A 24,674-nucleotide genomic window follows, 5' to 3' on the forward strand; every position below is an offset into this window, starting at 1 on the left:
ACCACTTTGTAACAGTGGATTTTAGTCTTTATGGCATGTCTTTGGCGAATTATTAACAAAAGGTTAACACTGCTTAAGGGGGGACTGTCAATGACACAAAAGCCACAATTGCATAATTATTAAAAAATGGTTAATAAATAAAAATACTTAAAATCAATAGGTTGGTTGGTTTAACAATAATTGTTACAGTTTTAATCAAGAGTTGTTGAACAGAATATAAGCATCATCCACACCTTAAATTTTATCAAGGTGGTTGGGTTTGGTATACATATTAGTAAATATGCATATTTTGCGTTTTTCATCGGTTTATTTGTTAACGCAAAGCGGCGCTTCATATAAAATAATAAGAGAGTGGTATAGGTGGGCTTTCAAGGCGATTCTTACTGATAAAATTTCTGGAAAAAGGCCTTAAATAAAAGTGTTTGTGCAGTAATTTTTGGTTTAAAAATTTCTTCACTTTCGTATAAAATGCTCTACACTTGCTTTGCTATTTCGCCTATCATTTTTGTTTTACGGTTTTAAGTCTTTAAAAGGAAAGCTATATTATGACAGCTATTTCGCCTCTTGCGCCACAATCCTATCCTGATATGCCAAGCCTAAAGGGCGTGCGCATGGCAACAGCACAGGCTGGCATTAAATATAAAAACCGTACTGATTTATTATTTCTCGTTTTTGATCAACCTGCTGATGTTGCAGGTGTGTTTACGCGTTCGCGGTGCCCTTCAGCAACGGTCGATCATTGCCGCGCTTCGCTAGACCACGGTAAAGCAAAAGCTGTTGTGGTTAATTCTGGTAATGCCAATGCATTTACAGGCAAAAAGGGCAAGGTCACCACTACAAAAACGGCAGAAGCAGCAGCAGCTATTTTATCATGCCGTGAGGATGAAATTTATCTTGCATCTACGGGTGTTATTGGCGAGCCATTGGATGCAAGCCGTATTACCAATGTTTTGGATGGCATGGTTGAAACAATGCGCGAAGATTATTGGCTTGATGCAGCGCGCGCCATTATGACAACTGACACATTTCCCAAAGTAGCAACGCGTAGTTTTGAGATTGATGGCGTTAAGCTCACCATTAATGGCATGGCAAAAGGCGCTGGTATGATTGCGCCTGATATGGCAACCATGTTGTCTTTTGTTGTAACTGATGCGCCAATTGAAAGCATATTATTACAAAAAGCATTGAGCATTGGCACCGAAATTAGTTTTAACTCAATTACCGTTGATAGCGATACATCAACATCTGATACTTTGCTGCTATTTGCAACTGGTACGGCTTTGGAACAAGGCGTCAAGCCAATAAGCGATGAAGCTGATCCGCGTTTTGCTGTGTTTAAAGCAGCCCTTAATGATGTTTTGCAAGATCTTGCTGTGCAAGTGGCAAGCGATGGCGAAGGGGCAAGAAAGCTTATAAAAATTAATGTGCGTGGAGCCATGGATAATAAAGCTGCCAAAAAAATTGCTATGTCGATTGCTAATTCGCCATTGGTCAAAACAGCTGTTGCCGGCGAAGACGCCAATTGGGGACGGGTGGTTATGGCCGTTGGTAAAGCAGGGGAAGAAGCAGATCGTGACCGGTTAGCAATTTGGTTTGGTGATATTCGCGTGGCAGTTGATGGCGAACGTGACCCCGATTATAGTGAAGAAGCAACATCAAATTATATGAAAAATAGCGAAGTCATGATTGGCGTTGATATTGGCCTTGGTAATGGTGAGGCAACGGTTTGGACTTGTGATTTAACTAAGGAATATGTGGCAATCAATGGCGACTACCGTAGCTAATCTTATCCAACAGCTTGAAAATAGCTATTATCGCAGTTGGGTTGCTGAAACAACTTATTATGATGGTGATTGGCTGGTGCGTAAAACGCCAGACAGCCCGTTTAAACGCCTAAATAATGTGACGCCGCTTAATATGGCTGATGATCATGATATTGAGCAGCGAGTGCTTGCCCATTGTGGAAGCCATCTAGAAAAGCCTTTGGCCATACGGCTCATTCCATTAAGTGCACCAAAAATTTTAAATTATGTCGAGCGCCACCAGTGGAAAGTTTTGGCAAGTGTTGGCGTTTATGTGTTGGATTTAAAGGGCAGGGATGTGCTTGCAACCTTTGACGATTGCCCAATTGCTGATCTTAACCTATTTGCTGAAAGTGTTACAATTGGCAATATGTCGATAGAACTTGTTGACCCACAGCTTTACGCTGAAATTTCGATTGCTCATCATCAAGCTAAACCAAGCGAAGTTAAGCCGCTAAATCAACTGGTGCAGCGCTGTGAAGCAAAATCATATCCACTTATTTTTAAAATAAATGGCCAGATTTTTGCTAATATATTTTTGGTGGACGACAATGGCATAATCGGAATGTTTGACTTTGCACTTGCCCCCAATATGCGTGGGCAAGGGTTGGGGCGACAAAGTTTTAATGCTGTTTTGGAATATTTACGGCTTTTTGATACTATTCGCTTTGTTTGGCTGCAAATTGAAAGCACAAATGCAACAGCTTTGCATCTTTATCAAAGCTTTGGTTTTAAAAAAATCTATGCTTATGATTACTATATAGTCGATTAAATATTTAAAAGTGAAATCCCACATCATTGTGATATTGGAAATTATATGAAAAAATTATTATTGGTTGTCGCTTGCGCACTTATTGATGCTGATAATCGTATTTTATTGGCACAGCGTCCAGAAGGTAAAAACCTTGCAGGGCTTTGGGAATTTCCAGGTGGAAAGGTTGAGCAGGGCGAGGAGCCAGAAGCAGCTCTCATCCGCGAGCTTCATGAAGAACTTGGTATTACCACCAAGATTGATTGCTTAGCGCCATTAAGTTTTGCAAGCCACACCTATGATGATTTTCATTTATTGATGCCACTCTATATTTGTCGGCGTTTTGAGGGGATTGCGAGCGGACGCGAGGGGCAAGCGTTAAAATGGGTGCGGGCGGATAAGTTACAAGATTATCCTATGCCGCCAGCAGACCTGCCACTTATTCCAGTTTTGCGTGATCTTTTGGGATAACTATTTGGATTGAGCTGGGCGGCGCATGAATTTGGTTCGTTGCAATGGGTAGACCATTTGCGTTTTCAAAACTCTATTGTGTGTCCATCACTGATTTACCAATATAATGGTGCGGATCAAGATTAACCTTTGCGCAAAATAGGCATGTGACCTATTAGAGCGATAGGCTGTGTCATTATTCGTCTTTACCAAAAAAAGATATTTCAAAGCCTAACTCTAAATTCATTTCCGCCAAAAGCGCCATGTGCTCGGGCCAAATCATTGGGCCGCCATCTCCATATTTTGACCACCAGATGCCTTTAACATACATTTGAATTTTTTCATCTCTTTGCAAATGTAGTAAATAATTTTTTGATGGTTTTAACTCATTTAATAACCAATCTAAATGCCTTCTTATGTCTAAAGAATTTACAAAATTTTCACTGCTCAATTCCCATAAAGAGTTTTCATGTGTTTTTTTATGCCTCTCGATGTTATCCAAATATCGCCCTTTTGGAATGATCGTTTCGGTTGAATATTCATTCCTTGGGTTATATCTAATACTAAAAAGTCATTCGGATATATTAACAAAGAAACATAACAATTTTCACAAGTCGCATAATCATCATCAAATTGGTTTGACATATAACTATTTCGTATATTCATCAAATATAGTTCTCCAAATTTCTTATTCGGCCTATTGTTGATAAGTAAAACTTGTTTTACCTTTTGCTGGAATTTTTTTAAACTTAGCACATAGATACAATTTAGATTAATAGGAGGTGTCATTGAAATATTATAGTCTACATTTATTTTTTGTATTTATCATAAGCACACTTTTAGTTAATTTTAGCTATAGCAATGATTACGTCTCGCAACTGCGCGCAAAAGCTGAACAAGGGGATACAAAGGCCCAATATTTTCTCGGCTTTAACTATGAAAAAGGTATAAGCTTTGAGAAAGATATAGAGGAAGCCATAAAATGGTATAAGCTGGCTGCGGATCAAGGCAATGCTGATGCGCAATTTAGGATTGGGCTTATTTATATAAATGGTACAGCTGTTAAACAAAACGCTGTGGAGGCAGCCAAATGGTTTAGGTTGGCCGCTGAGCTAGGCCTACATGAAGCACAATTCAATCTAGCTGTGATGTGTGAAAATGGTATGGGTGTTAAAGAGGATAAGGCGGAAGCACTTAAATGGTATAGAAAAGCGGCAGAGCAAAATTATGCTAATGCGCAATTTAATCTTGGTGTAATGTATCAAAAAGGCGTAGGGGTTGTTAAAAACGAATTAGAGGCAATTAATTGGTTTAAGTTAGCCGCAGATCAAGGCTTACCTGAAGCTCAAAATAGTTTAGGCCATATATATTCCAAAAACGCTGTTGATAACGAGGATTTGCTTGAAGCGGTTAGGTGGTTTAAAATGGCCGCAGATCAGAATAATGCCGATAGCCAATATTTTCTTGGCTCTATGTATGCTAGGGGCACTGGTGTTAGAGCAGATTTTGTTGAAGCAGCTAAATGGTTTAGACTTTCAGCCGAGCAGGGCCTTCATGATGCTCAATATAATCTTGGCTATATGTATGAAGGTGGCTTTGGAGTTACAAAGGATATTACCACAGCAATTGTATATTACAAGCAAGCAGCAAAACAAGGTAATGCGCAAGCACAAAGAAGTTTAGGCCATATATATATTAATGGGATGGGTGATCGGTCTAACGCGAGCGAGGCTTTTAAATGGTTTAAACAAGCTGCCGACCAAGGTGATGTCAATGCCCAATATAATATTGGTGTTTTATATTTCCAAGGAAATGGTGTTCCACAAAATAAGAATGAAGCGCTTAAATGGTATAGGTTAGCAGCAGACCAAGGCTACCCCTATGCTCAATATAATATTGGTCTCATGTTTTTAAAAGGAAATGGTGTGCCGCAAGATAAGGTTGAAGCGGCTAAATGGTTTAAACTAGCGGAAAATCATGGCCTTCCAGGTATCCCAAGTGCAATAGACGCATTAAACAAATAAACCTAAAATGAGAATGCAAAAATTTTGACAGGTTTGCGTCAACACCGACTTGAAACAGGTCCTATTAATTTGAATGAAATAGTATGAGAAAATTTTTAACCAAAAGCTATCTCAATACTATTCTCGGTTTTGCATGCTCATAATTGGTAGCTTGTTCAATTGGTAAACCAAGGTAAAGAGTTGTGTCTTTTGTAACATATTGTTTTTATTATTTTATTCTTGGTGTGAAATTTTTTTATAACACTTTTTTAACCATTAAATATATTTTATTTTGCTTTTAAAGCTATGTGTGTAAAGTCGTTTTACGCTGCTATCTAATTGATTTTAATTTATTTTATTTTTGTGCGTGATGCGTTTATTTGTTTTTTGTTCACGTTTTAATAAACAATGTTTCCGGTTTTTACGGGCTTTTTGCGGTGAATCAATGCATAATGATCACATGAGATTATCTTATTGTCTGTAGAATATGAGATAGTTTTGATGTCTTATCGGAAGTATATTGGGTTCTTTGCCTTAAATCTTCCATAGCTAGTTGGAGTTAATCATGGGTCATGCAAAAAGCGTAGAAATTGAAAATATTGGCTCTATGGCTGGCGAATATTCTTTGAAAGCTGGTGTTGGCTTTTTACGGTTTATTTTATTATTTGGCATGGCTGCTGTTATGTTGGGTCTTATTTTAGTACCGCTTTTAATGCAGCGGACAGATCGCCAATTATCGGATAGTCTTTATCCCAATTTAACAGATCAAACCATTACAGGCTCAATTAAGCCCAATAGTGGATCATCTGAGTAAGATTTAAAAATACAGTAATAAAGCGGCTTTTAAGCCGCTTTTGTTTTTTCGCTTTCTGGAATAAACAGATTAAGCAAAATTGCTGTAACGCCGCCCATGGCAAGTGGTGAGCGCATAAGATCTGCAATAACAACAGGCCCAGCACTAATAAAGCTTGGTACAGTCTCAATACCAACCCATAAAAATAAATGGGAAATCATTAAATTTACTGATATTGGGAAAGCTTCAATAAATTGGGGTACTTGTGCAATGCCAAGACCTAATGCCAAAGACACAGCAATAATCAATAAGGCACGGCGATCAAGATTGATGCTTGATAGGATATTGATGCCTGAGGCGGCAACCGAGCCAAACATGATTAAAGTTGCACCGCCAAGCGCTGCTTCTGGCAAAGATTGGATAACAGCCGAAAAAATAGGAAATAGACCAAGGATCACCAAAATTGCAGCAATCCAAATGCCAACATAGCGGCTGGCAACGCCAGTTAATTGGATAATACCGTTATTTTGCGCAAAGACAGAGCTTGGGAAAGTGTTGAAAAAGCCAGCAAGCAACGAATTAGCGCCATTGACTAAAACGCCGCCCTTAATGCGTTCCATCCATTTTGGCCCTTCAACTGGTTCTTTAGAGATTTTACTGGTTGCCGTAATGTCGCCAACCGCTTCAAGCGATGTCACAAGATAGATAACAATCATTGGAATAAACAGTGACCAAGAAAATGAAATACCAAAATGCATAGGGCGCGGTATTTCAAAAATTGGTGCTTGTGCTAAGGGGACAAGATTTAAATCACGCATGAGTGCTGCTAGAATATAACCAGCCACCAAAGCGAGCATAATCGCACTAGAGCGAAGCCAGATGTAATTCATACGATTAAAAATGATAATAAGAATAAATACGGTTAATGAAAGTATGAGATTATCAGGGCTGGCAAAAGTACCGTTTTTCATGGCTGCATAACCGCCACCCATGCTTATCAAACCTTCCTTAATGAGGGAAAGGCCGATAATTAAAACAACAATGCCCGTCACCAATGGTGTTACCATGCGCCGCACAAAGGGTAAAATGCGGGAAACGCCCATTTCAATGAAGGAGCCAGCTATTACTACACCAAAAATGGTTGCCATAACTTGCTCAGCTGGAACGCCTTGTTCTACCATGAAAACGCCGCCGGCAATAAGTGGGCCAACAAAGTTGAAACTCGTTCCTTGTACAATCAAAAGGCTGGCGCCTAATGGCCCAAATTTGCGACATTGCACAAAGGTAGCAATCCCAGAAATCACCAGTGACATCGACAGGATCATTGATGTATCACGATCATTAAGCCCAACCGCGTTGCAGATTAAAAAACCCGGTGTAATAATTGGCACAATTATCGCCAGTAAATGTTGAAAAGCCGCAAAAAACGCAATATGCGGCTTTGGACGAGCATCCATGCCATAAATAAGTTCACTATTGTTGGGTTGCGTTATTGGTGCTTCTTGGGGCGATGTCATGATGGGCCTACTTAATTGACACGAAATTTAGATGGTAAACTTATTTAAAGACAGTGTTCACTAACTATTGAGTTTTGGACTAATTTGTTGGGCAAAAGAGCGATATTGGGTGAGGGCGCAAACTAAGTGATAAAATATGGAAGCTGGCACTTCATTGGAACGGCCACGGCCATCTTCATCAATCATGTCAATCCAAAGACCTTTGGGTGCGGCATCAATATGCCAACGAAATAACCGCCCGACCCGCGCTTCAATTTCTGGCTTTAAGTCGGGTCCCTGATTGCCATCAAGAGCAATAGCGGCCTTAATCACTTCAGTTTGTGGCCAGCTTCGTGAGTTGCGATCAATTGGAAAGCCTGAGCGTGAAACAGAATTATAGGCAAGGCCAGTCGCACGATTTAGACCATTGGCAATGCCAAAAGCATAGAGTTTTCGTGCAAATGGAACAAGGTTTTCGCACGGCTTTTTGGTTTTTGTGCAAAGATTTTGATAGCTTATAAGTAAAGATGCCCATTCAAAATGGTGGCCGGGCTCACAAATGTCACCGGATTCGCCCGTGGCTATACGCCAATCATCATCAAAAAATTCGCCTAATGTCCAGCTATCACGATCAAAGAAATGGCTTTTAAACAAATCAACAATGCGCGATGCGCGTTGTAAATAATCAAGGTTACCAGTTACATCATACCATGCAAGAAAAGTCTCTAATAAATGCATATGTGGGTTGGAGCGCCGCCATTGCCGCTCGCCATTGGGTGTTTCAAAAAAGCCTTTGCCGCTTTTATCGCTTAAATATTCGTCTAAAAATGCAAAACTATTAATGGCGGCAGGCAAAGCTTTTTTATGGCCGGCCTTGTGGGCATGAGCAAGCGCCAACAAAACAAAAGCTTGGTCATAAAGATCTTCCACGGGATTTAAGATGTTGCCACTGGCATCAAAACTTGAAGCCCAGCCACCATTTGCCGTTTGTCCGTGTTTTAAAATAAAATCAAGCCCATGGTCGATAAGCTGCTGCGCTGGCCCATCCCAACCCATTTCACCGGCTATGGCAAAGGCATAAATTTGCCGTGCCATGGTACGCATCCGCCGCTCACCGATAATCGGCAGGCCATCAAGCCCCAATGCTTCATAAAATCCACCCTTGTCATCAACTCCGTATGTTGACCAAAGCGGCAAGGTTTCGTCAAATAGCCAATGTTCAACCCGTGCATTATAACTACCAGCAATCGGCATACGATCCGGCGCGGGGGTAAATTTTGCTTCTAAGCGACCGGATTTTTCTAAAGCAGCTACCACTTCGCGTACATTTTGGCTTTGACTGACGGGGGCAACAAAGGTTGCATCACTGGTTGCAACTACTGCCATGTTGCGTAGGCCAACCGCTGATAAAAGCCCCCCTTGCGAGCGTAAATATGAGCGCTCACAATCAATTGCTACAACATCGCCAATGATGACATTGCCAAATTCATCTCGATTATTGTTTTCGCCTTGTGCGTCGAGCAAGGATTGCCATGAGCCTAAATCATTCCAGTGAAATTTAGCGCGGACAAGAGCGATATTGTCTGCGTGTTCCATAATAGCATAATCAACTGAGGTTGACGGAATATCTGCATAGTCATCAAAGGGAAGCCACGTGCCAGAAATGTCGGTATTAGCGGCCTTTAAGGCTTTTGCGGTCTTGTGCCATATATCAGCAGATAGTTTCAAAAAGCTTTCTTGCATCGTTTTGGCACTAAATAGAAAAATGCCAGAATTCCAAAGAAAGTTACCCGATGCAACATAGTTTTGTGCAGTTTTAAGGTCAGGCTTTTCAACAAATCGCTCCACATCAAAAACATGCTTGCCTAGAGCTTGATTATTATCTTTGGCTGTTTCAATATAGCCATAGCCTGTTTCCGGCTTATCGGGCACAATACCAAAAACAACGATTTTGCCATTTTGGGCAGCAAGTTTGCCTTCATTAATCGTTGCCCAAAAATCATCATTTGTCGATATTTCATGATCGCTTGGTACAACAAGAACGAGCGCATCTTCGCCTTGCTCGGATAGCGCAATTTGGCTGGCAAGCGCTACGGCAGCGGCTGTATTGCGGCCAATTGGCTCAAATATTGGGCGGCCACCATTTAAGGGGAGACCTGCAATATCTTGACTAAGGCGGCTCGCATGGGCTTCAGACCCAATAAGATAAATCGGTGTATCGCCGTGATGATTAAGACGGCTTACCGTTTGTGATAGCATAGAGCCATGGCCGGAAAAATCATGAAATTGCTTGGGGAAATCTTCACGCGATAATGGCCAGAGGCGCGAGCCGATGCCGCCACTCATAATAAAGCTGATAATTTTTCCCGTCATGGCATTCTCCTGCAATACCGCAAGGTCAATTTGGTGAATTTACCTTGCATATTTAGCCAATAAATAACTAAGTGGTTATTGGATGTCTTTATAGGCTGATACAGTTTTTTACAAATTGAAAAGCGCCAAGCTATCCAAATTATAATTTTATGAGAGAAGCTATATCATTTTTATAAGAAATTGTAACAGGTTTTGCTAGGGGAAAATTTATTAAAATTACGAGCATATCTAAATTCCCTATAAAAGATTTCGATATGCTCGTATTATGAAACGGAGGCATTGTTATTTTAAAATTTACTTCTAAAACCAAGATTGCCCTTTAAAGAATAACTATTGCCAATATTTTCAAGAGATGTATTGGCAGAGGCTTCGCCATATATCGAATATTTATCATCGGCAAAATTATAAGATCCCCCAAAGCCAATGCCAGCAGACCATTTGTCTAATTGCGACACAAATTTTGCATCACTCACATTAACCTCTGATCCATCTAAAAATTCATAGTAAATATTAGCAATTCCATAAATGAGACTGCGGTTCATAAGGCCATTATTGCCTTTAGCAGTTCTTTCGCGTTCTAAAGCGAGGCCTATACGTGTTTGTAAGCTATCAGCTGAATTGAGATTTACTCTGGTATTATAGCGGTCGTTAAAGCTCTTAAAATCGATATTTGAATACATCAATTGTGCTTGAGGTGTCAAATTTAGGCTGTTTCCAATGGCAATTTTTTTACCAGCTTCGGCAGATAGTGCATAACCAAATCCTCGGTTGCCATTCACAAGATTTTTATTGTCGAGTTTAGATTGCAGGTCACTATTAAACCAGGTCAATTGTGTTTGGCTGTCAATATAAAAACCAGTGTCATTATACCAAGTTAAAGTACCACCAAAGCCATAGCCATCGGTAGTAACTGTTCCGTCACCATAGTTTTTAAGATCGCTCCAATGCCAATCGCTATTGGCCTTGCCACGTGTATATTGTACATTGATACCAGCAATCAATGTGTTGTTAGGGGTTTCAATCATTGGAGCATCGATACCAGCTTGCATTCGGAAGGTATTTTGATCGAATTTTGTATCGGTGGTTGAGTGCTTTGGATCCACCTTATTATATCCTCCTTCCATTTTTATCCAAAATCCAGTTGTATCCGACGCAAAAGAACTATTAATTATTGAATCTAAGTCAACAGAAGCATTAGATTGAAGCCATGAACGATTTCCCACACGTTGTTGTAAGGTGGGCAGAGCATTTAACGCTAATAAAGTTTGCGGATAGGCTTCATAAATAGGAACACCAGGTTGGTATATGCGTTTTGTTTGTTCCGTTACACTACGTAAATACCAGTTTCCATCATCTGGTGTGCTTGCACCTCCCTGATAGAGGCTGTAGATATAAGCACCAGCGACCATCGCTTGTTGACCATTATATGTTGTATCACCATTGATCATTGTAAACATTGCATTTGATCGGCCATTGACCTCAATGAGCTTAATACCTTCAAGCGTTTGTGCGCCAGTACCACCAATGTTGGTTACACTAATATTGCCAGTACCCGTCGTATTATTTTCCACAATTAGTCGGTCTGTTTGTGATGAATCATCACCTAGAGCGGTATTAAAGTGAATTGTACCGTTATTGGTCGAATAGTTTTGTGTTTGAAGATTTTTAAAATTATTAGCTGTCGGTACTTGGAAGGCTATAGTACCATTGTTCGCAAGCTCTTGAGAGATGGTGGAGCTTGCGGTTACATTCCAAAGACTATTGGTATCTAGAGAGACATTGGTTGCATTAATAGCCTGACCGGTTAAGCGACTAGAAACTAAAGCAATATTTGCAATATTTTGGTCATCAACAATGATGTTACCGATTATGTCTGAATTTTGTGCATTGAAGTTGATGCGGCTATGGCGAGCCATATCATCATCCATCGCATGCAGCAAATTACCCGCTTTTGCCTCAACTGTAGTGATATCTTTAAAGTTTAGATTTAAGCTTACGCCTTCCGCGCGAATGACATCGCCATTTTCAGCAATGATAGAGCTACCTGATACAGAAATATTATTATCCTTTGCAATATTTTCTTCTGTGCCATTGTCCCAATGCCCTGCATATATAGCAGCACTGTCCTTGCCAGATGTTGTAATTGCAGTGTTTTCGACATTAAGCGTACCATTTTCATATGCGGCTAGCCCGTATGCATTTTCCCCATTAACAGTGATGGTACTATTAATTATGGTTGAACTTCCGCCGCGAGATGCACCAATGCCGAATGCTTTTGATCCAGAAGTTTGAATGGAGACGGATGAAGCTTGGAGAATTGACCCATCATCTTCAGCTGCCAAACCACGGCTTTCATCACCCGTTGTTGTAATAGTGCTGTTTGTTAATGTAATTTTAGAACCTAATTCAGCAAATGCACCGATGGCATTTAAACCGTTGGTTCGAATGTTAGCTGAGTTAATAGTAATAAGTGAATTGTCATCTGTTGCTCTAAAGCCGTCGGCATATTTGCCGTTTGTTGTCACTGAGCCACCCTCAAAAATGATATGGCTGCCGGCACCCGCATAAGCAGCGTAAGCGTATTCACCTTCAGTTTGTATAGTACCATTTTTGAAAATAATGGTTGCGTTATTTATTGTGTAAAGTCCTTCGTTATTGTCGCCACTGGTGGTGATGCTGACGTTTTGAGCTGAAATAAGCGAATTTGCGCCATTTGCATTTAGTGCATTACCACCATTTACTTGAGATATAATATTACCGCCGCCATTTAAAAAAATTTGCCCGCCCGAACGAGCATAAACATTTGAACGGAATTGGGTTGTTAGAAAATCAACCGCACCATCAATTGTAATATTGCTGCTCGTTTCTGCAGTAAGATTATTGTTTAACGAATGAATTTTTGTATCACCGCCAAAATAAATCGTTGAATTATTTCTGGCCACAATGGCGTTTTCGACGTTTTTATTTAAAACAATATCAGTTTTACCTTTTATTATAACACTATAAGCATTATCGGTTTCAACCGCAGCGTGAATACTATCTGTTGTTTCTAAACGTGCGGTGAAATCGCCATTAATTGTAACATTAGCTGGTATATCATTTGTAGCAGTATATTTACCTGCATAGATACCACGCACGCCGCCATTAGCTGTGCCAACATATGTATCAAGTTTTAAATTCAAGTTGTTAAAATTTATCTGACTGCCGCCCATAGCAATAATATGGTGAGCATTATAGGGATAGCCTTGGACGGTAACCGTTTCTTGAGTGAAATTCAAAATACTTCCTTGGCCAATCGCATATACAGGCCAACGCCCCATATAAGAAGTTTGATTGGCATAGCATGTATCGCCGTCCCGAGCCGAAGCGCCAACTGCATTGCTTCCAGGTGTCCAAGAATTGTCAGTACATGATGACCAAGCAGCTGTTGGCATCATGGATAATAATGTTATTGGTAAAAGCAAGTATTTAAATTTTTGATATTTTTTGAGTATTTTCATTTTCGCCCCCGCAAAAGACTTTTAATGATTAAGTTAAAAAGGTAAATGCGGCGTTTCTATTCGATTAGAAAAGAAAATGCAATGCTAACTACATCTAGTTTTAAATAGACGACATCTTATTTTTTATTTAAATCGTATTTTTAAGCCAAAAAATGGCATTTTTATTTGCTTTAAATAAGTCTAAACAAAAAAAAGACTTAATATTTATTTTTTTTTGTTGCAAAATTGCATCATATTGAAACATTGTTTTATTTTTACTATAAAAGAAGAAACTGTTTCTATAAGTTTTATTTAATAATAATCTTATAAAATATTGTTTATGATTATTAATATTATAATTTATTTATAATCGATTGGCTGAAATTACTTTAAATTGGTCGTTTTAATAAGTAATATTTAAATAAAATTCTGTTTATTATTTTTTAAATTAATTTTTGAAAAAATGTATATGAAAAATGTATTTTGAATTTGCATGTTTTCGATTGGTTATTCTGTTTAATATTAATAATAAGACGAATAACATTCTGTTTTTCTAAGTGCTGCGTAATGCCTTTATTTGAATGCTTACAATTTGATTGCCAATTTTTTGCAAATCAAAAGTTTTGCCAGAATGTAGCCATTCGCTGATAATTCCGCCAATAATGGCCACGAGCATGCGGGCTGCATCTTCCGGCGAAAAATCTTGGTTAAGCATCTGTCGATCTTGTGCGACCTGTAAAAGACGTATGAAAAGGTCTAACATGCTATTTTGCGCTTGGCGCAGACGCTCTACATTTTTAGAAAAAGCACCAACATATTCGCAGCGTTGGGTGATAATAGTGACAATCCGTTGCTGTTGCTCATCTTCGCTAAAAATTTTGAATGCACCTGCTGCTGATTTTTCAAGAATATCAAGAGGATTAATAGAATCACTTTGCTGTGCTTCTTCAATGAGGCTTTCTTGCGGAAAGCGCACTTTTTGAATCATGGCACGAAATATTTCTGCTTTATCAGCAAAATGAAAATAAATAGCACCGCGTGTGACATTGGCACGTTTTGCTATGTGTGCAAGGGTGGTTTGTGAAACACCTTGTTCAAGGAAAAGAAATTGCGCTGCAGTAATGATAGAATCGCGGGTTGCTGCCGCCTCAGCTTTTGTACGTCGCATATATGTTCCAAGTTAATCAATATATATCAAATACTTGCTTATATAATCTAGGCAATTACGATTTGTTGGTAAATCATTATTGTGCTAAGAGTCAGATATTTTGATACGATAATAAAGGGGCAGTTTTGTAATAGCATCAAGAATCAGCGTTTTTACAGCTTTTGTGTTTCTAAGATCATTTTTTTGTGACCAATGCTGGGAGATAATAACTATCGACTTTTACCTAGGCAATGGGATAATTACAATATAAGTTCAATTATTTACTTGAAGCATGTATAGGCCATATTATTAGTATTTTAACGCTTGATTGTAGGGTGTAACAAGGTAAATTTAACAAAATATTCAATTTACCTTCGGTTTCACCTATTTACAAACATTGGTGTCGGTATATTTTAGGCATATCATGATATAGAGGTCTGATCAGACATGAATTTTTTAAAGAAATTAACGATGGGCATTGCAATCAGTGCTACCGGTTTGAGTTTAGTGGCATGTGGTCAGGAACAAAAAGCTCCACAACAAATGCCCCCTCCTAATGTTTCCGCTGTGACCATTGATAAGCGTGAAGTTCCTATCACCTATGAATATGCAGGTCGTGTAGCGGCATACCGCGAAACTGAAGTGAGAGCGCGTGTTGGTGGCATTTTATTGCGTCGCAACTTTATTGAAGGCAATGAGGTAAAAGAGGGCGATGTTTTATTTGAAATAGACCCTGATACATATGATGCCGAGGTTGCTCGCCAAAAGGCAGCGGTCGCTCAGGCTCAAGCGACTTATGATCAATCACTGCGCGATGCAAAACGTGCGGAAGAATTATTAAAACAACGTGTTTATAGTACGGCGCAGCGCGATCAAGCTTTTGCAACCCGTGATGCCAATGCTGCAAGTTTGCAGCAGGCGCAAGCGTTGTTAAAAACAGCAGAACTCAACCTGCAATATACGAAAGTTACAGCGCCGATAAGTGGTGTTACTTCTAGGGAACAAGTTCCTGAAGGTAGTCTTATTAGTGCTAATGGCTTGTTAACTAGCATTACCCAAAGTAATCCAATTTATGTTAATTTTTCCTATACAGATAGCGAAGCCAAGGCCATTCAAAAATTAATGGCTGACATGAATGCCCGCGGCGAAAAAATTGATAAATTACAGGTAAGAATTACCTTTGGTGATGGCAGTGAATATCCAGAGCTTGGAACAATTGATTTCACCTCGCCAACTCTAGATGCAACCACAGGTACATTGGGTGTGCGTGCGGTCTTTAACAATGATAATCGGCAGTTGGTTGCAGGACAATTTGTACGCGTTACTGTACTTGGACTTAAACAGGATAATGCCATCGTCATTCCTGAAGCCTCGCTATTGCAAGATGCAACTAATCAGTATGTTTATATTATCGACGAAAATATGAAGTTGCAAAAACGCGTTGTTAAAGTTGCGCGCGAGGTTGAAGGACGTAATTGGTTGTTAGAGCCAGCAACCAAGGTAATGGTTGATGCACCGCTTGCTCCAGCTACTCCCGCTGCTGAAGCGGAGCAAAAGGGACAAGGCCAGCCCAAAGCAGATAAGCAAGCTCAGGCTGGTGAAACACAACCCGTGACACCTAAAAAAATAGAGGAAACTATTGGTCTTGTTGGTGGTGAACGTGTTATTACTGATGGTATTGTTGGGGTTCAATCTGCCATGGGGCGGAAAAAACCAGGTAGTGATGCAATCGGCAATTTGACGACACTTGATGGAAAGGCATTGCCTCAACCAACGCAAGGGCAGCCAGCGCAAGAAGCCGAAGCAAAAAGCTCGGCTCCTAATGATGATAAAACCCCTAAAACGGGTGAAAAACAATGAATTATGGTTTTTTCATCAATAGGCCAGTTTTATCTGCCGTTTTATCAATTGTGATTGTTCTTGCGGGTATTTTATCTATTCCTAATTTGCCCGTGGAACAATATCCAGATTTGTTGCCGCCTCAGGTTACAATTTCGGCGCAATATCCAGGAGCCAGTGCGCAAACGCTTGCGCAGACTGTTGCTGTTCCTCTTGAGCAGCAAATTAATGGCGTTGAAGACATGATTTACATGAACACGGTGTCTAATGCACAAGGTACTTTGCAAATCACCGTGACTTTTAAGCAAGGAACTGATGCAGACCAGGCAACGATTAATGTGAATAACCGTGTGCAACGTGCGTTGACGACACTACCACAAGAAGTACAGCGTTTGGGTGTTTCAGTGGTGAAACGTTCGTCGTCCACTCTTGGTATCGTATCGATGCAGTCAAATACTGCATCCTATGATCGTACTTATGTTGGCAATTATGCGTTGCTTAATGTGGTGGATGATATTAAACGTATTTCAGGTGTTGGCGATGCTCAGGTTCTCGGTAACATCGATTACTCCATGCGCATTTGGTTGCGTCCTGATAAATTGGCGCAATATAAGCTTATTCCATCAGATGTTATAACAGCTGTTCAACAACAAAATGCGCAATATGCAGTTGGTCGGTTTGGTGATAGCCCAGATAGTCAATCGGGGGCTTACACTTATTCTGCGACGACCCAAGGTCGGTTAATTTCCGCAGAAGAATTTGGCAACATCATTTTAAATTCTGATCAAAATGGCTCTGCTTTACGCCTAAAGGATGTTGCACGCATTGAGCTTGGCACACAACAATATGTCGTTGATACCAAGCTTAATGGTACGCCGATGGTGCCGATTATGATTTATTTGCAACCAGGTGCTAATGCGTTAGCCACCATGGAAAGCGTTAAGTCAACCATGGACGTACTTTCAAAGAATTTCCCATCGGGTATTACATTCGATGTTCCTTATGATACCACCAAATTTATTAATGTTTCAGTTGAAGAAGTTATTCATACCTTCATCGAAGCTATTTTGTTGGTTATTATTGTTGTTTTCATTTTCTTACAAAACTGGCGCGCAACTCTTATTCCGCTCATAGCGGTGCCAATATCCATCATTGGTACATTTGCGGGTATGTATATTCTCGGCTTTTCTATCAATATGCTAACGCTATTTGGTTTGGTGCTGGCTATTGGTATCGTCGTGGATGACGCTATTGTTGTGCTTGAAAACGTTGAACGCCTGATGAGTGAGGAAAAGCTGTCACCTCATGATGCGGCTGTCAAATCTATGGCCGAGGTAACTTCGCCAATTATTGCTATTGTTTTGGTGCTTTGTGCTGTGTTTATTCCAGTGTCCTTCATGGGTGGTCTTGCTGGTATCATGTATAAGCAATTTGCGATTACGGTTGCAATTTCAGTGGTAATTTCAGGGCTTGTAGCTCTAACACTGACACCAGCTTTGTGCAGCTTGCTTTTAAAGCCAACCCATAAGGAACCTATTGCACCTTTCAGAGCATTCAATAAATTATTCGATGCAATTACCAATCTTTATATGCATGGCGTCAAGTTTTTTATTCGTTATGTTGCGATTGGTATCGCGATTTTCATTTTTGTTTGCGGATCTGTTTTCTATCTGTTCGAAAAAGTTCCAAGCGCACTTGTTCCAGCTGAAGATCAGGGCGTCTTAATGGTGTTTGTATCATTACCATCTGGCGCATCACTTGATCGCACCTCTAAAATTATGACACAGGCCGAGGCGATATTAAGTCAAAATAAGGCTGTTGATTCAATTGTTTCTATTGCTGGTTTTGATTTGCAATCAAGTGGTCTTAAAACCAGTGCTGGGGCAATGTTCCTAACGCTGAAAGATTGGAGTGTTCGTGGTAGTGATCCAATGCAGGATCCACGTCAAATGACCGGTCCAATTATGGGGGCAACATCTGGGATCCAAGGTGGCTTTATCTTCCCAGTTAATCCACCGCCAATTATGGGGCTTTCAATCTCCAGTGGTTTTGAGCTTTATATTCAAGATCGTAGTACTGGCGGAGCACAAACTATTGAAGAAACGTTGAAAAAGCTTAATGACGTGACGCAAAAGGTTGTGCAAGCAGCACGGATGCGTCCAGAATTAAATCCGCAAATGGTTCGTACAACTTTTGATCCTAATGTACCGCAATATGATTTAAAGGTTGACCGCGAGCAAGCTTTGGCAATGAATGTGCCGATCAGCACTATTTATGATGCGCTTTCATCAACCTTTGGTAACGTCTATATTAATGATTTTACGCTTTATGGTCGTAACTATCAGGTTAAATTGCAATCTGAGGCTGAATTTCGCCGTACTCCTGAAGACTTAAAACAAGTTTTTGTTCGGTCTAATAGTGGCGAAATGGTTCCACTTGATGCATTGATCAAGGCAACACGTGTTGTAGGTCCTGATCAGTTAGAGCGGTATAATGCTTATTATGCTACCAAAGTAACTGGTGATGCTGCTTCTGGTTATACATCGGGCGATGCTATTAATGCGATGAGAGAGGTCGCTGCAGAAGTATTGCCGCAAGGTTATCAGATCGCTTGGACAGGGACTTCTTATCAGGAAGTAACCAATTCAGGTCAGGGAAGTACCGCGCTTATTTACGGTATCATAATGGTATTTCTTATTCTTGCTGCCCAGTTTGAAAAATGGAGTTTGCCACTTGCTGTTATCACGGCGGTACCTTTTGCCGTTGCAGGAGCCCTGCTGCTTACTTTGGTACGTGGGCTTGCCAATGATGTGTACTTCCAGATTGGGCTTGTCACGCTTATCGGGCTTGCCGCCAAGAACGCTATTTTGATTGTTGAGTTTGCGGTGCTTGAGCGCGAAAATGGTAAGTCAGCGGTGGATGCAGCATTATCGGCGGCAAAAATGCGCTTCCGCCCGATTGTTATGACGTCTCTTGCTTTCATTCTTGGCGTGTTGCCATTGGCAACTTCAACAGGTGCAGGCTCTGCAAGCCGCCATGCAATTGGTACTGGCGTTATTGGTGGTATGTTGGCGGCAACATGTATTGCAACCTTCTTTATTCCAATGTTCTATCGTTTGATCGGCGGTAGAGGTAAAGCAACTCGCAGCACTGATAATGGAACCAGTAATGGTGGTGATGTACCACAACCAGCAAGTCATTAAACAGCTCAATAAAAATAAAAAGCCCCGCAATTTGCGGGGCTTTTTTGCTTAAAGATGCTTCACTTTTAAAAACTGCTAAATAACTTGCAGCTCATGCATGATCAGATTGTTGGCGGTTTAATTAATCGCAGGTAATAGCGCTGTTTTGGTTTAGGGAATAGTTTTGCCACATTTTTACATAAAGCTTTTCAAGGTTGGCTGCAAAAAGCTGGGTGTCAAACAGCGGTGAGGTCATCCGCTTGTCAGTAAGTGTTTGGCGTAATTTTTGCTGTTGCTCTGGGCTTTTTGCCAAAGCAATAATCCTAGCTAAATAGTCTTCATCTGTATCACAAATAAGGTCGCTAAAGCCATGGGTGGCTAGCAAGCTACTTGCCACACGTGAGGCAAAACTTGCGCCACGTTTGGTGATTAGTGGAACCCCAACCCATAAGGCATCGCTTGCTGTGGTATGGGACGTATATGGAAATGTGTCAATGGCGATATCAGCAAGACCAAGACGTTGAAGATGAAGATCAGTGCTTAAGGGGCTGGCAAAAGTAATCCGGCTAGTGTCAATATTGCGTTTTGCAAACTCTTTTAGCAAATTATCGTAAACGTCTTGTTCTTTCGGTTTAATCAGCCATAAATGGGCATTATCAATATTGGCAAGGATCTTTTGCCATAAATCAATCGTTTCTGGATTGAATTTGATAACTTGATTAAAATTGCAAAGCACAATGGCATTATCAGGCAATCCCATATCAGCTCTTGTTACATTGGTCGTAAATGGACGTGTGCGGTCATTTGGTTGGTAGCAATGGGGCATTAACGCTAATTTTTCACTAAAGCCGTCTGCATCATTTAATGGAGTAACAATAGCATCACCAATAATATAATCAGCAAGGCGCGCATGCCCCAAAGTGCCAGGAAAGCCAAGCCAGCTTACAATGATTGGGGCCGGATGATAAGCGGTGATACCAAGGCGGTGTTCGCCCGTATAGCCTTTAAGGTCTACAATAATATCAAACGCATTGTCAGCAATCCATTGCGCGGCGGCAAAATCACTTTTGTCATATAAATTATGTTGCGGCCAGCCCAATTGGGCTAAGCGCGCTGTATAATTGTCTTGCTTTGGCTCATTATAGGCAAGGATTTGGAAATCAAAGTCTGATTTATTATGTGCTTCCATAACGCCAATCATGAGCCGCATAGTGGCATGGTCATAAAAATCCGATGAGAGATAGCCAATTTTTAATCGCTTTTTTAAAGGTGCATTTTGACTTGTTGGACTAATGAGAGGAGGCCTGTTAAAAATAGTGCCGTAACGGCTAAGCGCATAGGCATGAGCCGCTTTACGTAAGTTTAGCGGTGTAAGAATTGGCATATTTAAAATAGACAATGCATCACCAATATTGCCACCATTAAGCTCATTATTTTCACATAATTGGCGGTAAATTGCATCAACTTTACCTAAGTCATTCCAAATTACACCACGGCGCATGACCCGTTGCAAACCGCCCCAATCTTTTGCGGCATTAAAATTTTGTGCAGCTTCATTATAGCGGCCAGTTTTTTCGGCTATTTCGGCAACGCCGGCATAAATTTGCGGTAAGTTGGGGGCAAGTATCTTTGCCTTTAATAAGTGGCTTTCCGCATTTGCATAGTCTTGTTTTTTTACCGCCAAAAAAGCCGAATTGACGAGGCTTGCTAAATGATTATTGTCACGCTGCAAAGCATCATCATAATGCATTCGCGCATTCTCATAGCGTTCAAACCCTTGCTCAACCATGCCTAAATAATAATGGGCATTGGCATTTTGATTGAAAGCTTTGGCAAAATCTTTGGCAAAAGTTAAAGCCTCTTCTTGTCTTTTCATTTCCCAAAAAAGACGTATCAATAAGTCATATGCGCGCACATCTTTTTTTATTTGCAGAAGCTTTATAAGATCCGCTTCGGCTTGTTGGTGGGCTTGACGTTTAATATAGCAGGAAGCTCTAAGATAAAGTCCTTCAATGTCTTTTGGTTTTTTACCTAAGAATTGGTCAAGCAATTCTTCTGCCTTGCTAAAATCCTTGGCATTATAGGCAGATACTGCTTTGATAAATCGTTTCATAAAATTGCTTTCCCACCATTAAGATCTAAGCTAAATATTGCATAGTTTATGAAAAATATGAAGAAAATAGCAATGGTTAAAGCGCGTTTAGTTTAAAATAAAGACGAGAAAAACTCTTTTTACCAAAGTGCTAAAAAGGTCAATAAAAAAGGCTATTACTAATAATAGCCTTAAATTAACATCAAAATATTTCGCTGATTATTAGATTGGACGTTTAAGCACTTTCATCAAAGCGCCATGCATTAGTTCATTACCAACCACAATATTTTTTGTGTCAAACATATTTTGACCGCCATCTTTGTCGGAAACATAGCCACCAGCTTCACGTACCATGAGCATGCCAGCCGCCATATCCCAAGGTTGCAAACCATCTTCCCAAAAGGCGTCAAGGCGACCAGCAGCAACAGCAGCAAGATCTAATGATGCTGCACCCATGCGGCGGATACCTGCAACTTCACCCATGACATTGCGCAATTCAACAAGGTAATTACCATGATGACCGCGGCCCAAATGTGGAATGCCTGTGCCGATAACTGCATCTTCAAGTTTGCGGCGTGCTGCAACACGCAAACGACGATCATTTAAAAATGCACCGCCACCGCGTTCCGTGGTGTAAAGCTCATCTAATACTGGGTTGAAAATAACACCCGCAACAATTTGTCCTTGGCGTTCTAATGCAACTGAAATTGCAAAAAGTGGAATACCATGCAGAAAATTGGTAGTGCCATCAAGTGGATCAATAATAAAGCGATGCTGGGCATCATTGCCGATAACTTCGCCGCTTTCTTCCATTAAAAAACCATAGTCGGGACGGGCGCGACTTAATTCATTGTAAAGAATGTTTTCTGCCTTTTTATCGGCTTGGCTAACATAATCACCAGGGCCTTTAAGGGAAACTTGCAAATTTTGCACTTCACCAAAATCACGAACCAGCGAGCGGCCAGCTTTAACTGTCGCTTGTACCATCACATGCATTATAGCCGAAAGGGCCATTATCTTTTCCTATCACTTTAGCTGTGTCACCTAAGGGTGATCTATAATATCGTCAATTTTATGAAAATCTCGGCTGCTTGCCAAGACAAAACAATGGGAATGATTTTATTATCGTTTTATCAAGCATTTAAGCGCTCGCCGATCAAATATGTATTTTGACGCAAGTGTAATGATGGTGCCTATGAACAATAATATTGGTCATTCCAAAACCAAAAAGATCCTGTTTCATTTGCTTAGCTACAACCTAAGCAATAAAAACATTTTGTTTGCTGCCATTTATTCGGCGCATACCATATTATCGATGGTGAATTTTATTCGTGTTAAACTTATGAATTTTTGAGTGGCATTTTAAAATGCCACTCAAACAAAAAATTAGTCAGCGCGGCGAAGATAAGTAATTTCATTGGTATCAACGATGATGCGCTCACCCGATGCAATGAAAGGCGGCACCAAAACGCGAATACCATTTTCAAGGATTGCAGGCTTATAGGAAGAAGCAGCGGTTTGGCCTTTAACAACAGGATCAGCTTCAGAAATTGTTAATGTTACTTGATCAGGTAAGGATATACCAATTGGCCTGTCTTCATAAAGTTCAACAGTAACAGTCATACCATCTTGCAAAAATGCAGCGCGATCGCCAACAAAATCTTTTTGCAATTCAAGCTGCTCATAGCTTTCTGAATCCATGAAAATCAAAGCATCGCCTTGTTCATAAAGAAATGTGAAGTCTTTTTGCTCAAGACGTACTTTTTCAACAGTCTCAGCAGAGCGGAAGCGTTCATTAAGCTTGGTGCCATTAAGAAGGTTTTTAAGTTCAACTTGATTGAATGCGCCACCTTTACCAGGCTTTACTGCATTGCATTTTACTGCAACCCAAAGGCTGCCATCATGTTCAATCACATTGCCTGGGCGAATTTCATTGCCATTAATTTTCATTTATCTATCCACTTATATCAAATATCTTATAATTTTTGCTATATCCATGTGTTAAGAGGCTAAATAACACATATTATACAAATTTCCACCCATATTGGCATATGCTTGCTGCTGATTTAAACAAGTTTACCTATCAGTTTCACTTTTGTTAATTTTACTGACTGATAACACCAATAAATCTTGTGTTTTAAAAACCATATCAAAGATAGCGAGCACCTCGTTTAAATTAAATCCGCTATCAATACGGTATTTATATTTCATCTTCCAAAACCATAAAATTGTAATGAAAGCAAGGAAAATGCCATATTGTTGGTGGTTAGTTTTGAAAAATCGTCTTTTTTTTATTTTTTACAAAATAGTACACACCCTTTTGCTATATGCTTTTTAAAATCCGCTTTTGTGTTGACAGCTGTTTTTAAGGCTTTGGTGGATTTTGGGGATGCATAATTGCTAATTTTTGGATTATCCGTTTAGCAGATCCCACCCCCAATATCAGTTTTGATGGAAACTAAATAAGAGTTTTCTTTATAAAAAATTCTTAAACGAAATGTTCTTTTGAGGGTGATCTATAGTAACAGCCATATTAATGGTGTTTTCCCTCATTAAAATCAAGCATATAAGTAACGCTTGTCGATACTCTATTTTGTTTTGTATAAAATTGATTAGTGCAAAATAAATTGCGATAAAATTTTACTTGATTATTGTATATGTTCCATTGTTATAAGACAAATGAATATAACTGATAAACTTAAAGATAATATGCTGTAGGCTATTTTGTCATGAACCGTTGCATTTAATATAGATAATTTATTAGTAGATTTGGAAGGTAAAGTTTGATGAGGGATAATATTAATAGTCAAAAAAAACGCGGATGGCTTCGGCGCAATTTAAAATGGGTGCTGCCAATATCAATTGTCGGTGGTATTGCTGTGTTTGTCAGCATATTGTTTTTTACTATTACTGGCTTTATGCGCTCTGCCGATGCTTATCAAGTGGGTGTTGCTGCGGCGCAAAAAAATGCAGCAGTCATTGAATTAATTGGTGAGCCGATGCAGCCAGCAAGCTATTTTACAGGCTCTGTAAGTGTTTCCAACTCAAATGGTAACGCCGATATTGCAATTTCGATTAAAGGCCCAAAGGGCTCAGGTACGATCTACGTGGAAGCGGAAAAAAAATTCGACGTATGGAATTATTCATCAATCAAGTTTCATCCAGATGGCAGCAATACGCTGATTGATCTGCAATAAAAGAATTGAGTTTGCACAGATTGCTTGTCTTAGAGCATTTTTATAATGACTAAAAATGCTCTAATTTTTT

At 39.9% G+C, this 24,674-nt stretch carries 16 protein-coding genes; 8 read left to right on the top strand and 8 right to left on the bottom strand.

Going from position 1 to position 24,674, the window contains the following annotated elements:
* Positions 1-542 precede the first annotated feature (542 nt).
* From argJ to N5852_RS03065, 3 genes are read left to right on the top strand one after another with little or no spacing between them, the layout of a single operon-like run.
* Positions 543-1,784 carry a bifunctional glutamate N-acetyltransferase/amino-acid acetyltransferase ArgJ gene (gene argJ, locus N5852_RS03055; RefSeq protein ID WP_262099673.1) on the top strand — a complete coding sequence of 414 codons (1,242 nt, stop codon included), beginning with the start codon at positions 543-545 and terminating at the stop codon, positions 1,782-1,784.
* On the top strand, positions 1,765-2,574 hold the full coding sequence (locus N5852_RS03060) for a GNAT family N-acetyltransferase (RefSeq protein ID WP_262098952.1): 810 nt from the start codon (positions 1,765-1,767) through the stop codon (positions 2,572-2,574). The genes argJ and N5852_RS03060 overlap by 20 nt, the downstream gene beginning before the upstream one ends.
* 45 nt (positions 2,575-2,619) lie before the next feature.
* Positions 2,620-3,024: a (deoxy)nucleoside triphosphate pyrophosphohydrolase gene (locus tag N5852_RS03065; protein WP_182417675.1), complete on the top strand. Its 405-nt coding sequence runs from the start codon at positions 2,620-2,622 to the stop codon at positions 3,022-3,024.
* 175 nt (positions 3,025-3,199) lie between these two features.
* Here N5852_RS03065 and N5852_RS03070 read toward each other — a convergent pair whose 3' ends face one another.
* Complete coding sequence (locus N5852_RS03070; RefSeq protein ID WP_262098953.1) at positions 3,200-3,505, bottom strand: DUF4279 domain-containing protein; 306 nt, start codon at positions 3,503-3,505, stop codon at positions 3,200-3,202.
* A gap of 286 nt (positions 3,506-3,791) precedes the next feature.
* Here N5852_RS03070 and N5852_RS03075 point away from each other — a divergent pair, with 286 nt between their 5' ends.
* Both N5852_RS03075 and N5852_RS03080 read left to right on the top strand, forming a co-directional pair.
* Positions 3,792-5,027, top strand: a complete 1,236-nt coding sequence (locus tag N5852_RS03075; protein ID WP_262098955.1) for a tetratricopeptide repeat protein — start codon at positions 3,792-3,794, stop codon at positions 5,025-5,027.
* A 544-nt stretch (positions 5,028-5,571) separates the two neighbouring features.
* A complete protein-coding gene (locus tag N5852_RS03080; RefSeq protein ID WP_262098956.1) occupies positions 5,572-5,820 on the top strand; it encodes a hypothetical protein in 249 nt (82 codons plus the stop codon).
* Between the two features lie 29 nt (positions 5,821-5,849).
* On the opposite strand, the gene N5852_RS03085 is transcribed toward N5852_RS03080, so the two are convergent.
* From N5852_RS03085 to N5852_RS03100, 4 genes are all read right to left on the bottom strand, one after another.
* Entirely contained in the window at positions 5,850-7,316 is a 1,467-nt protein-coding gene (locus tag N5852_RS03085) for a nucleobase:cation symporter-2 family protein (protein WP_262098957.1), read from the bottom strand.
* A gap of 60 nt (positions 7,317-7,376) precedes the next feature.
* Complete coding sequence (locus N5852_RS03090) at positions 7,377-9,668, bottom strand: AGE family epimerase/isomerase (protein ID WP_262098958.1); 2,292 nt, start codon at positions 9,666-9,668, stop codon at positions 7,377-7,379.
* 287 nt (positions 9,669-9,955) lie between these two features.
* Positions 9,956-13,168, bottom strand: a complete 3,213-nt coding sequence (locus tag N5852_RS03095) for an autotransporter family protein (protein ID WP_262098959.1) — start codon at positions 13,166-13,168, stop codon at positions 9,956-9,958.
* 532 nt (positions 13,169-13,700) lie between these two features.
* The gene (locus N5852_RS03100) at positions 13,701-14,315 is read right to left on the bottom strand and encodes a TetR family transcriptional regulator (RefSeq protein WP_262098960.1); all 615 of its coding nucleotides are present in this window, start codon (positions 14,313-14,315) and stop codon (positions 13,701-13,703) included.
* A gap of 450 nt (positions 14,316-14,765) precedes the next feature.
* On the opposite strand from N5852_RS03100, the gene N5852_RS03105 reads away from it, so the two are divergent.
* The gene (locus N5852_RS03105) at positions 14,766-16,154 is read left to right on the top strand and encodes an efflux RND transporter periplasmic adaptor subunit (RefSeq protein ID WP_262098961.1); all 1,389 of its coding nucleotides are present in this window, start codon (positions 14,766-14,768) and stop codon (positions 16,152-16,154) included.
* Positions 16,151-19,336, top strand: coding sequence for an efflux RND transporter permease subunit (locus tag N5852_RS03110; protein WP_262098962.1), 3,186 nt, complete (start codon positions 16,151-16,153; stop codon positions 19,334-19,336). The genes N5852_RS03105 and N5852_RS03110 overlap by 4 nt, the downstream gene beginning before the upstream one ends.
* Before the next feature lie 121 nt (positions 19,337-19,457).
* Here the strand turns inward: N5852_RS03110 and N5852_RS03115 are convergent, their stop codons facing one another.
* The 3 genes from N5852_RS03115 to efp all read right to left on the bottom strand — a co-directional run bounded on the left by N5852_RS03115 (position 19,458) and on the right by efp (position 23,357).
* Entirely contained in the window at positions 19,458-21,428 is a 1,971-nt protein-coding gene (locus N5852_RS03115; protein ID WP_262098963.1) for a tetratricopeptide repeat protein, read from the bottom strand.
* A gap of 201 nt (positions 21,429-21,629) precedes the next feature.
* Positions 21,630-22,421: an inositol monophosphatase family protein gene (locus N5852_RS03120; RefSeq protein ID WP_262098964.1), complete on the bottom strand. Its 792-nt coding sequence runs from the start codon at positions 22,419-22,421 to the stop codon at positions 21,630-21,632.
* A 372-nt stretch (positions 22,422-22,793) separates the two neighbouring features.
* The gene (efp, locus tag N5852_RS03125; RefSeq protein WP_262098965.1) at positions 22,794-23,357 is read right to left on the bottom strand and encodes an elongation factor P; all 564 of its coding nucleotides are present in this window, start codon (positions 23,355-23,357) and stop codon (positions 22,794-22,796) included.
* Positions 23,358-24,193: 836 nt separating this feature from the next.
* Here efp and N5852_RS03130 point away from each other — a divergent pair.
* Positions 24,194-24,604, top strand: a complete 411-nt coding sequence (locus N5852_RS03130) for a cytochrome c oxidase assembly factor Coa1 family protein (protein ID WP_262098966.1) — start codon at positions 24,194-24,196, stop codon at positions 24,602-24,604.
* Positions 24,605-24,674 lie beyond the last annotated feature (70 nt).

Source organism: Bartonella sp. HY328, from assembly GCF_025449335.1.
Taxonomy (GTDB): Bacteria; Pseudomonadota; Alphaproteobacteria; order Rhizobiales; family Rhizobiaceae; genus HY038.